Here is a 13027-nt window from a genome sequence, read left to right as displayed (position 1 = left end):
GCCCAGCCGCCGCCAGGCGGAAGGCCGTGCCGAACTGGAGCGGCTGGCCGCACAGTTGAACCTGGACGACAGCCTCTCCGCGGCGGAGAAGCAGGCTGCGCTCGCCCGGGCCACCCGGGAGCACACGGTCCAGGCCGACCCCGACGACGTACGACCGCCGCTGAGCCGGGCCGAGCGCCCCTTCGCGGTGAACGAGCTCGGGCTCACCTGGATGCCCGCGTCCTCCGTGTACGACCTCGCGATGAGCTCCGGCCTCCAAGGGACGTCCGAGGACTCGGGCGGCCTGGTCCTGACCGGTACCGCAGGATCGACCTACCGCTTCCTGGTGCACGCCGCCCGGATGCGGGACCAGTGGGGCCTCGACCTCGACCTCGGGCTGATCCGGGCCGGGATGATCGCCATGTCGCTGTCGGCGGGCCACCACTCGTTCCACGAGGTGATGCGCGGTGCCCAGTTGGCGCTGGACTCCCTGCCCGGCCACGATCCGGCACTGGACTACCAGGACAACTGGGGCCGTTACTGGAACGTCCACCCGCTCACCGAGCAGGAGCTGCGCGAACACGTCGCCCGCGACGGCCGCTTCCCCGACGAGCACGCCCAGGAGGTGCTGGACGCCGAAAGGCCGGCCCCTGCTCCGGCTCCGGCGGTCAACTCCGCCCCGCCGCAAGCCCGGACGGTGCCGTCCGGGCCGCTCTCGGAGCTGGCGGAACGGCTCCCGGACCTGCCGGCGGCCGACCGTGCGGAGCGGCTCGCGCTGCTGTCGGCGGCCGAACGCGAGCAGCTGGCCACCCGGCCCGGCCTGGCGGCGGCGCTGCGCTCGAAGCTGAGCGATCGCGAGTTCGCCGAAACCGTGGCCCACCTGCTCGTCACGGTGGCACCCGGGGCCGACCAGCCCGTCTCCGCCGGACGTGAGGCGCGGGCGCGGATCACGGCCATGCTGCGCGATCCCGCCGTGGCGACCCGGCTGCTGGAACGGGGGGCCAGGGTCCTGGTGGTCCCGAGGAACGAGGCCCTGACCACGCTCGGCCCGTTCCGCGACCTCGCGGGCCGAGAACTCTCCACGACGGACCGGCGCACCTGGGACACCGCACGGGGCCTCGGCCGGCTGAACACCGGCATCACCGAGGAGAACCTGCTCGGAGAGACCACCGGCGTACCCGGTGCGCAGGGCTACGCCGACGGATACTCCACCACCACCCACGAGTTCGCGCACGCCATCCACCGGTACGGGCTGAGCGACGCCGACCGGCGGACCATCGCGGCCGCCTACCGCGACAAGCTCAGCCCGCCCGCCGGCCAGGACCCGGCCGACGTGGAGTGGCCGGACGGCCCCCGCCGGAGCGCGAAGGACGGACAGCCGGTCGACAACTACGCCTCCAGGGACGAGTTCGAGTACTTCGCCCAGGCCGTCAACGCCTACCTGGGCACGAACACCGGCCACGACCCGTTCACCGGCCGGCCCCGGAACAACGGCCCGTCCTGGGTGCGGGAGAACGAACCCGCCCTGCTGCCCCTGCTGGAACGGCTCTTCGGGACCACCCCGGACCAGGACGGCCCCGGCCCGGCCAACCCGGTCCGGGCGGTCCGCGCCGAGAACGAGATGTACGAGGGTTTCCGCGCGGTGTGGGACCGGGCGGAGGGCGTCCACCGGGCGCAGCCGCACCCGCGGGTGTCCGCCGCCCCTCAGCTGCGCCACCCCGCCCCGGCCACGGACGAGAACGGTGAAGCCCCGCTGCCCCCGCCGCCGGGCGACCACCGCGGCGGCTGGGCCGAGTTCCCCGCCGACCTGACGGCAGAGCTGGACCGGCTCCTCACCGGCAACCCCGGGGCCGAGGCGTTGTCCCAGTTCCGGTTCACCGAGGAGAGCGACAGCGACGGTGACAGCGTCGAAAGCGATCCGGCGGACGACCCCCGCACCTGGGCCGGGCTGCTCTTCGGGCCCGCCTCCCGGAACGAGTACGAGGCCGAGGCGCTGCTCGACACCGCGCGTGCCGTGCGGGATTTGGCCAACCGGGGGACCACAGCCGCAGAAGCGGCCACCGACGTCCTGGCCGGGCTGCGGGAGCTGGCCCGTCAGGTACTCGGCCTCGCCGACCAGGCCCAGGTCGGTGCGCGGGACCTGATGCTGCTGGGTTCCCTGGCACTCAGCGCCGACCCCGGCCAACTGGCCGACGCCGACGCCCTGGGCCAACTCCTGACGTACCAGGACAGCGCGCTCGGCGAGCGGACCAGGCTCGGTCCCGGACGGGGTGCCGGACGTGACTGGAGCGGCACCGGCGGCCTGACGCCCCCGCTCGACACCTACGCGGCCCAGGACGTGGACGGCACGCCGGCCGTCTGGCCCGCACCCTGGCCGGACGCGTACGTGGTGCTCGCCCAGTCCGCCGGGGACGCCGGGGACGCCGTGCGCCTGCACACACCGGACGGAGTCCTGCGGATCGAGGACACGGCGGAGCTGGCCCGGCTGATCGCCCGCGACCCGTACCGGCCGGCCGGCGACGACATCGTGCTCGCCTTCGCCCACGGCGACATCGAGACGGTCGCCCGTCAGGTGGCGGACCTCACCGGCAACCGGGTCTGGTACTCGGAGCTGGGCCCCAGGGTTGCCACCGACTGGCGTACCGGCGCCGAACACCTCATGACAGGTCCGGCGCCGGACGGCGGGGCGCATGCCTGGATGTCGCTGCGCCCGGGGCAGGGCCCGGTGCCCGGCGGACGGACCACCGGCACACCCGCAGCGGACCCGTACCCCTCGGACGGGACGGCGTCCGACATCGAGGCGCGCCGCGCCCACCCGATGACCACCCGTGAGTACGGCTTCGTGGACGGCCACGGGGACGGCGAACTCTTCCGCAACCCCGGTGACTTCGAGGACGTCTGGACAGCTCCCCGGTCCCTCGCCGCGACCACCGACGCGCCCAGTCTCCTGCTCGCCACCCAGGCCTGGGACGTGGAGCGGGCGGACGGCCACCCGGCCGTCCGGATCTCAGCCGACCGCACCCTCGCCGTCCAGAACGAGCACGGGAGCCAGCAGGTCTACGCCACGCGGAAGGCCGTCGCCGACTCCGACGCCAAGCTGACCCGGGCGGGGCTGGCCGTACGGCTGGGACTCGACGAGGAGCGGAGCATCGTGCTGCCCACCCCGGACGGCGGCAGCAACCGGCTGTTCCGGGTGACCCCGGTCTTCACCAACCGGGCCGGTGCATCCACCGAAGAGGTCTGCCGGGACTTCGCCATCATGCTCGCCGGTGACGGCCGCCCCTCCCACCTGGTCTTCCGGGACCCGGAGGACGGGTCCAGGGTCACCGCACCCGCCAACGCCTCCGACGGGGCCGAGGTCACCGGTACGCACCACCTGGCCGAGGCGCTCGGCCAGGTCGCCGACGGCATCCTGCGGCCCGGCTCCGCCGACCCCGGCTGGGCCGCCGCACTGGTGCGCCGCGACGAGCGGCCCACCGGCGGGGACGGCACCGGACCGCTGCCCGCCGCCGCGTACGGCAGCGCGCTCAGCCTGGAGCGGCCGGACGATCCCCGGCGTACCGCCCTGACGGAGGCGGCCCGCCGGATCGGCGTCAACGAGTTCGCCTGGGCCGACGTCGGTGAGGGCTACCTCGTCCAGTCCGTCGCGGCGCCCGGCGAGGACGGCCCGAGCCTGGAGACCAACTACGCCAAGCCCTCTTCGGAGTCCGGCGAGTCCTACTTCGGCTACCACTTCATCACCGTGCTGCTCGCCAGCGAGGACGGCACCCACCAGGTCTCCCTGGAGAACCACGCCCGTGCCGCCGCCCGGGAGGACCGGCTGCGCGGGATGGTGCGCGCCAACCTCGAAGCCGCCGGCCTGGACGACCTGCGGGGCCAGGCCGACGACCTGCGCCGGGAGCTCGCCCGGCTGGAGGAGAGTGGTGACGGCGCGGCCCTCAAGGAGGTACGCGGCCACCTCGACCTGACGATCCTCCTGATCCGGGCGACGCTGGCCCGGCAGGAAGTGCTGGACGCCCCCACCGGATCCCCCGAACGGGCAGCGGCGCAGCGCGTGTTCAACGGCGTCGTCACCGCCGCGTCCCGGCACCTGGAGCGCCTGGAGTCGACCGTCCCCGGCAAGCGGCTCTGGTACATGCGGATGTTCACCCGGCGTCCGGGCGAGTCGGCCCACGACGTCAACGCCAGTCTTCTGGAGGACGGCGCGGCCGAGGCCAACCCGCTCACCGTGGTCGTCCTGCACGGGCAGGAGGAGCGTCCGCAGACCGTGCACTTCGAGCCCGGCACCGAGCGGACGCCCGACGGCGCGCTCAACGCGATCCGCCACGTCGCCGCCCGGGTGGCCCGGACCGGGCTGTGGAACATCGCCAACCACCTGCCGCTGCCCCGGGTCGACCTGGTCGGCGGCCGGACGTCACGGCTGGGCCGGGACATCGGCCGGGCCCGTGCCGACGCCGTCGCCGCCACGTTCCGGCAGGAGCTGGCCACCGCGCTCCGGACCCTCCAGGACAGCATTCCCGGGCCGCACCTGAGCGCCGACCGGTTCACCGTCGAGGCCGATTCCGTACGGGTCGAGAAGACCAGCGCCCGGGGCGGCACCGTGGAGATCACCGTCGACGACGGGCGCGGCGGCCCACGGCAGGTCGCTCTCCGCGGCCTGCGCGGCGGTTCGCCCGACGACGGCCTCGACCCCCTCGCCGAGCAATGGCCGATCGGCCGCCCGGTCACCCTGATGCGCCCCCGCTTCGGCGGCCCGCCCCCGGTCCCGGCCCTCCCGGCGGCCGGGACGCCCGACGACGGCCCGGCCACCGGGAAGGGCAAGGATCCCGAACCGCGCCCGCGCCACTGGTTCGCCTACACCCGGTACACCGCGTCCCGGGCGGAGCCGCTGCGTTACGAGGTCGCCGACACCGGCCACCTGCGGCTGTCCGACGGGCAGGAGATCCCGCCCACCGGCTGGACGAGGTTCGGCGACGACTTCGTCCACTCCGCGACGGGAGCGCTGCTGCGCGGTGACAACGGCTGGCTCGGCCGGGTCGCCAACCTCGACACCCTCGTACCGGCACTAACCGGACTCGACCCGGACGCCGCGCCGTACCGGATCACGGCCGACGCCTCGTACCTTCACCTTGTCCCGGAGTACGGCGCCGCCGGTACCGCACTGAGCGTCCCCCTGACCCTGGGCCCGGCGGACGGCGAGGCGGGGCCCTCGCACGCGGCGTACTCCACCGGAACGGCCGGCCCGACCGCCTCCGGCCCGACCGCCTCCGGCTCGTCCGCCTCCGGCCTTACCGCCGAAACAGCCTCGCCGGGAGGCCGGACGGCGTCCACCACCGCCGCCGAACAGGGCGCCGCGTGGGAGGCCCACGGCCGGGCGCTGCACGGGCTCGGCGCGGCTGTCACCCGCGCCGCCGAGACCGGCCGGACGGGCCCCGAGGGCTGGTCCGAGGTCGACGCCGCGCGCGCGTCGGTGGAGCGGGCCGAGGAGCGGCTGTGGGCGCTCGGCGTGGCGCCGGAAGCGCTGGCCGACGCCCGGACCGTGGACCCCGGTGTGCCCGCCACCGCACCGGACTCCACCACCGCACCCCGCGGACCCGCCCCCGCCGTTCCCCTGGACGCCGAGCAGCGGCGCTGGATCGCCGACCGGGTCACCGAGGCCGACCTGCCGCCCGTGCCGGAGGAACCGGACGGCGCGGAGACCGTGACCTCGGCCGACCTGCGCGCGGCGGGCGTCACCCTCTCCCCGGGGCTGCACGCCGAGATGGCCCTCCTCGGCGACCGGCTCCCCGCCGGCAGGCTCAGCGCGCCTGACCTCGCCCGGGTACGGCTCACCCGTCCCGGTGACACCGGCGGGACGGCGTACACGGTGGCCGCCGAGGTGACGCGCCGCCTCTGGGACGCGGCCTACGCCGAGGTCCGGGACGCAGCCGCCGAGGGCCGGGACGACACGGAGACCGTCCGCGCCTGGTCGGCCGCCGTCGCCTTGGTGCTGCCGCCCGAACCGCACCCGGTACTCGCCGATTCCCGGTACGCCGGTGAGGTCTTCCGCGAGGCGGTGCGCCGGGTCGCCGGTCATCTGCTGGCGGCGGAAGGCGGTGCCGAGGGCGTACGGGCTTCCGCCGCGGAGCTGGCCGACACCCTGCGTACCGGACTCGGCCTGGCACCGCGCTGGACCGTGCCCACGGCAGGTGAAGCCGCGCCGGGACGGCCCGCGCTCCAGTCCCGGCCGGGTGGCGACATGCCGGATCTGGACATGCCCGACCTGGACTTCGGCCAGGGGCAGGGCGAATTCGTGGACGTGGACATGGATCTGGACCTGGGCGGTCTCGATCTGCCCGGTGCCTTCCCCTCCGCCCTGGACAGCCTCGACCTGGATGCCTTGGACGCCCTGGGAGGCATGGACGCCCTGGGCGACCTGGGCGACCTCCCCGACTTCGACTTCACCTTCGGCACGCCCGCGCCCGTACCCGTCGGCCCAGGCGCGGACGGCGGGCACCCCGTGTACGCCGTGCCCGCCGCTCCGCCCGCCCGGCCGCTCACCACGCTGCCCGCGCTGACCCTCGTACCGTTCGCGCCGCAGGCCACCGGAACCGCCGACAGCGCCGCGCGCGAGGTGGAGCGGCTGGCCCACCAGGTCGCCCGGACCGCGCTGCGCAACCGGCGCAACCGGGTACCGCTGCCCAGGATCGACATCGCCGGATACGGCGCCGACGCGCGCGGTGCCGGGACCGCGCGCGACCGGGACCAGGCCGCCCAGGCACAGGGTGACCTGCGGGCGCAGACGGCCCGCGACCTGTTCGTCCGCCATCTCGACCACGCCCTGCGCACGCTTCAGGCGAACCCGCCCGTCGGGGCCACGCCGCTGCGGCCGCAGGACTTCACCATCACCGCGCGGGGCCGGAGCCGGGTGCCGGGCCAGGCTGCCATCGTGGCCCTGGCCGGGCAGATCGGCCGGGAGGGGCTGGGCCGCCAGGCCACCATCGGCGTCACCTCACCGCGTCACGCCGCCGCTCTGGACGCCTTGGACGCGCTGCGCCGCACCGACCCGGCCCTGCGCTCCGGCCCTCTGGACGTGGACGCTCTCGCCCGCCGGATCTGGCACCTGGCCCCGTCCGTGCTCGTCGACCCGGAAATGCGGCGCGACCTGTACACGCTGACCGGCCGGGCCCTCGCCGCCGGCCGGGCCACCGGCCTGGCCGCGCTCACGGCCTTCCACCTGGAGGAGCAGGGCCTGCTCGCGGACGACCGGGCCCGGCACGTGACGGCCGGCGGCAACCGGGTGCCCGGCCTGAACTGGACCGGCACCGGGACCGCCGAGCTCGACACCCTCTTCGTGGACCGGCTCACCACCGGCCCCACGGGCGCACCCGCGCCCACCGGGAACGCGGACATCGCACCGTGGCCGTGGGACCCGGCCCCGTACCCGGTGCTGGCGGACGGCAGCCACGACCGGGTGACGGCCCAACTGCCGGACGGCACCACCTGGGAGCTGGACGCCGACGAGTTCGCCGAGCTGGTCGCCGCCGACCTGACCCGCCACCCGCTGCCCGAGCACGCCCCGATCGTGCTGGCCGTGCCGTCGGCCGGCGACCGCTACCTGGAACTGCCCCGCAAACTCGCCGAGCGCACCGGCCGCACCGTCTGGGTCCACAGCGGCCTGGCCCAGCGCAACCCCGACCCGACCGCGACGAACACCGTCGCCGTGCTCCACCGGGACGGCCTGCCGGACGGCACCTGGCTCCCGGTCCGCCCCGGCCTGGCGCCGGACCCCGACGACGACGCCCCGGCCTGGCACCGAGAGGTGCTGACCCAGCCCATCGTCAGCTCCCGGACCGGCGAACAGACCGGGCGCAGCTTCCACCAGCCCGCCGAACTCGTCGGGGAGCGCGAGAGCTACCGCGACCTCGACCACATGTCCTTCTACGTCCACTGGGACGCCGCGACCAACACGTACTCCGGCAAGCTGCCGATGCGGGACCCCGGACCGGCGGACAAGGCGTACCGGCTGGCGGGCCACGGGCTGCCGGGCGGGCTGTCCCTGCCGCTGGCCGACGGCTCCAGCCGGACCGTGGACCGGGACGAGGCGGCCGGGTGGCTGCGGCGGCGCAGGAGCCTGGCGAGCCTGCCGCAGGACCACTGGGTCGACCTGGTGATCTGCCACTCCGGGGCCCCAGGACGAGGCTCCGCGCAGGACGTCTCCCAGCTCGACGGCGTCCTGCCCGCGCCCTTCACCGCCGATCCGCTCGCCGACGACGCCCTCTCCCTCGGCCAGCACCTGGCCAACCGGCTGCGGCGCACCACCCGGCTGTCGTACTCCTCCCAGGGCGTGGTCAGGTTCGGCGACGGCCCGGTGCGGGTGCTGGCCACCGATGCCCAGGGCCGTCCCTGGTGGTGGGAGACCAGCCGTCCGGAACCGGACGACGCGGAACTCGACCGGCTGGCGCAGCAGGCCGGATTCCAGGGCGGGCCGTCCCCGCGCGTCCGCTCCGAACTGCTGCGCGTGGTCCGCGCGTTGAAGCTGGTCGTCGGCCCCGACGTGCAGGTGGCCGACGACTTCCCGGCGCTGGTCGCCGGGGCCGCCGCGGTCGTCAACATGTGGTTCGCCGACCCGGAACTCCAGCCCACCGGCCCGTTCTGGCCGCAGCTGCTCAGCCAGGTGATCGCGGCGCACCCCCTCGCGGCGAGCGGCGTGGACGGGGACGTCACCCGACAGGTGCTGGCCGAGGCGGCGAAGGAGTGGCGGAACTCGGAAGGCGCGCTGCCGGTGAGCAGCTTCGTACCGCTCCCGCAGCTGCGTACGGCGGCGGCCTGGCTCTCCGACCCGGCGGCGGTGGACCGGGCGGCCGTCGACGCGCTCCGGCTGGCCGACCCCGCAGACGCACCCGCGCACCGGACCCGGATGTTCTGGGCGAGGGTCCGCGCCGAGGAGACGCTGCCCGGCCCCGGACCCGCCGCCGACGCGCTGACCGTACGAGCCCTCCGCCTCGACCAGGACGCCCAGCTGGACGACGCCCTGCGCGACCGGGCCCGCGCCCTGCTCACCCGGGGCTTCGCGACGGGCCGGAACATGGCCGACCCGGACGTGGTGGGCGCGTACGCGGTCGAGGCGGCCGGTGCCCTCGCGGCGCCCGCGCTGCTCACCACCGCGGGCGCGGCGTTCGGCTCCGGCCGGGACTGGCGCGGCCTCGCGACCCTGCTGCCCCGGCTGGACAGCTTCCGGGTCGCGGACACGACGGTGGACGCGCCGTGGGCCGGACAGGACACGGACGGCAAGGACCGGCCGGTGCCGTACGCCGTACGGGCCTCGGTGGACCTGGAGGACAGCGGCCACGTCCAGGTGACCGTGGGCGCGGCCACCTACCGGCTGTCGGCCGCCGAGTTCGCCGAACTGCTGTCCGCCGACACCGACTTGCGGGGGATCCAGTCCTCCGCGCCGGTCCTGTTGCTGCTCGACGGGCTCAGCGGCCCCACCTCGGAAGTCGCCGAGACCGTCGCTCGCAGGCTCGCCCGGCCCGTGTGGTGGAGCACCTCCCCGGTCGAGCTGTCCGCTCCGGACACCGCCGAGGGCGAACTCCCGGTGCTGGCGCCCGACCTCTCCACGCTGTCCCAGCCCAGCGCCACGGACTGGCGGTTCACCGCCCCTGCCGCCCCCGACCTGGGTGCCCGGGCTGTGCCGGCCACACCGGCGCCGGGCCCCGGCGCGCCGACACCGGCCACCAACAGCGACCCGGCCGCCGAGGCCTCCCGGATCGACGACCCGGCCGCCGCTCCCTCCCGGAACCCGCGCAGCTCCGTCGGCGACCCCATGGAAGGCGTCGAGTCCACCTTTATGCCGACGGCCCCCGTGCTCCCCCTCGCCCCCGCCTCGGTGAAGGCCCCGCAACCGCTGCCGTCCCGGACCCTCGTGGCGTACGGGCGGGACGAGACCGGCCCCTCGGCGCAGGGAGACCGGACCCTGGAACTGCTCGCCGCCCAGGTGGCGGCCACCGGTCTGCGCAACCGGCGGGCGGGCGCGTCCCTGCCTCGTGTGGAGGTCACCGGCTACGGCGCCGACATCCGCCCCGACCGTGCGTCGACCGGTTCGCCCGCCAGGCGGCGCGCCACCACCGCGCGCCACCGCTTCACCCGGCTGCTGGCGGCCGAACTGGAGCGGCTGCAGCGGGATCTGCCGGCCGACGCGCCCCGCCTGACCGCGCAGGAATTCGCCATCGTCGTCAAGGCCATGGCCCGCGTGCCCGCCGACTGGGTGGGCACCGGTGCTCTCACCCGGGTGACCCGTGCCGAGCTGGGCCGCCAGGCCACCATCGCACTCCACCAGCCGCCGGACGCCGTGGCGGTGCAGAAGCTCGACTCCCTGCGCCGCCGTGACCGTGCGCTGCGGGAGCGACCGCTCGACGTGGACGCCATCGCCCGCCGCGTGCTGCACCTGGACCCCGGCGCCACCGTCCAGCAGGACGCCAGGCAGGAGTTGTTCGGCCTGGTGAGCCGGGCCGCGGCAGCAGGCCGGGCGACCGGCCTCCCGGCGCTGGCCGCGTACCACCTGTCCGAGCTGGGCGTGACCGCGCCGGGCCGCGCCCAGCACTTCACCGTGGGCGGCAGCCGGGTGCCGGGGCTCAACTGGGGTACGAGCGACGTCATCGGACTCGACACCACCCAGGGCGACCTGCTGGAGGCCGACCCGGCCGGAGGTTACGACGTCGTCAGCACCTCACCGACCCCTTGGCCGAGCTCCACGGCCCCGTACGTGGTGGCCGCGGAAGGCGGCCCCGACCGGCTGGACGCACGGCTCCCGGACGGCACCGTAAGGGAGTTGGGCGTCGAGGAGTTCGTGGAGCTGGTGGCGGCCGACCTGGACCGCGAGGGGCTGCCGCCCGGCACACCTCTCGTGCTCGCCGTACCGTTCGCCGCCGACGGCTACCTCGACCTGCCCCGCAGGCTCGCCGACCGTACGGGCCGGACGGTATGGGCGCACAGCGGCCGGGTCACCGTCGAGTCCGCTCCCGGGGAGGCGAGCACCATCGATGTCGTCCGCGCCCCGAAGGCCCCCCGGGGCGACTGGATCGCGAGCGCCCCGGGGCTCGCGCCGGACACCGACGACGACGTGCCCGGCTGGCACCACGAGGTGGTGAGCCGGGCCCTCGTCAGCGCGCTGAGCGGCCGCCAGATCGGCCGGGCCTCCCACCATCCCGCCGAGTTCGCCCGGGACTTCGAGGACGACGACCGCCACCTGGACCGGATGTCGACCTTCGTCCACGACCACCCGGCCACCGACCGCACCTCCGGCGAGTACGACCTGCCCCGGCCGGGTCCCGAGGACCGCGCGTACCGGCTCGACATGCACGGCTCACCCGGCAGCCTGACGCTGGCCCTGCGCGACGGCACCACCCGGGACATCGACGAGCGGGAGGCCGGACCGTGGCTGCGCCGCCGCAAGAGCCTGACGACGCTGCCCGAGGACCACTGGATCGACCTCGTCGTCTGCTGGAGCGGAGCGCCGCGCGACAGCGCCGTACCGAAGCCGGGCACCGCCTCCGACGCGTACGGCGGCCCTTTCGTGGCCGACCCGCTGGCCACCGTCTCGATGGGCCAGCACGTGGCCAACACCACCGGGCGGACGGTACGCCTCGCCTACGGCCCCCAGGGCACCCGGCGGAGCAACGGCCGCTACCGGCGGACCTTGTTCGCCGACGCCCAGGGGCGCCGCCGGGCCTGGGCCCTGGCCCGGCCCGAACCGGACGAGGACGGGCTGGACCGGCTGGCGGAGGTGGCCGGGGTGAGCTCCGGCGACGGCGAGGTGTCGGACGAGATGCGTACGGCGACGCTGCGCCTGGTGCGGGCGCTGCGGATCACGCTGGGTCATGACATCGACGACGACCCGGGCTTCGGCGACCTGCTGCGCGGTGCGGCGGCGGTGGACCAGCTGTGGCGCAGCGACGCCGACTTCGAGGAGGCCGGGCCGTTCACGCTGGACCTGCTCCACCGGGTCGTCGCCGCGCATCCGGAGGCCGCCGCCGGGGTGGACCGGCAGACCACCCGCCGGGTGCTGGCCGCCGCCGCGGAGCACTGGGCCCGGTACCCCGGCGACGGGCTGGTCAGCTTTGTCGACCTGCCCGCAGTGGAGGCCGCCGCCCAGTGGCTGGCCGACGGGGATGTGGAGGACGAGGCCGCCGCCGTGCTGCGCATCCGCACCGACGAGGTGGGTGAGGCGGAGATGTCCCGGATGTTCTGGGCGCGGGTCAAGGCCGAGGAAACGCTGCCGGGAACCGGCCCGGAGGCGCGGGAGTTCGCCGCCCGGGTCCTCCACCAGGAGCCGGACCCGAGCGCCGCTCACGCCCACCGGACCGAGGCACTCGACGTGCTCACCCGGGCCTTCGCGGTGGGCCGGGAGGCGTCCGATCCCGACAACGCGGCGGCCTACGCCCTGAAGGAGGCCGGTGCGTACGACGACACCGCACTCGACACGGTGCAGGGCGCGTCGGACGGCACCGGCCGCGACTACACGGATGGGCCGTCGCAGGACGTGGACCTGGCCCGGTTCCGTACCCCCACCGGACTGCGGGACGCGCCCTGGGCGCAGGGCAAGGACCGTCCCGTCCCCTACCTGGTGCGGGCCGACGCCGACGCGGACGACCCGCACCTTGTCGAGGTGTCCTGGAACGGCGACACGTACGAGGCGACCGCCGACGAGTTCACCGAACTCCTGGCCGCCGATCCGGCGCTGGCCCGTACCGAGCTGACCGTGCCGGTCGTCCTCGCGCTCCCCGGCCCGGCCGCCGGCCTCGCGGACCGCATCGCCCGCAGGCTGGGCCGCACCATATGGTGGACCGGCTTCCCGGCCGACCTCTCCGGCACCGATGACACCGGGGACCCGGTGCTCACCCTGCACCCGGCGGCCGACGGTACGGCTCCAGGGGCCGACCCCTGGCACCGGGCCCGCCCGCCACACCCCGCCTCGCCCGAGGCCGCCCCGCGCCCGGTCCCGGCGCCACTGCCCCGCTCCAGGCCGAGCGACGACGACCGCACCAAGGCATCCGCCCCGGCTCCCTGA

Annotated in this window: 1 protein-coding gene (cut by a window edge); it reads left to right on the top strand. The window is 75.6% G+C overall.

The window, feature by feature from the left end; translation table 11 throughout:
- Positions 1 to 13027, top strand: partial view of a lonely Cys domain-containing protein gene (locus tag ABZ267_RS24430; RefSeq protein WP_356749241.1) — the 3' portion only. Its footprint begins 17300 nt before the window's first position; only the last 13027 of its 30327 coding nucleotides appear in the window; the start codon falls outside the window, past its left edge; its stop codon occupies positions 13025 to 13027.

It is taken from the genome of Streptomyces sp. NPDC006174, from assembly GCF_040614075.1.
In the GTDB taxonomy this organism is placed as follows: Bacteria; Actinomycetota; Actinomycetes; order Streptomycetales; family Streptomycetaceae; genus Streptomyces.
This window is presented reverse-complemented; position numbering and strand designations above follow the sequence as displayed.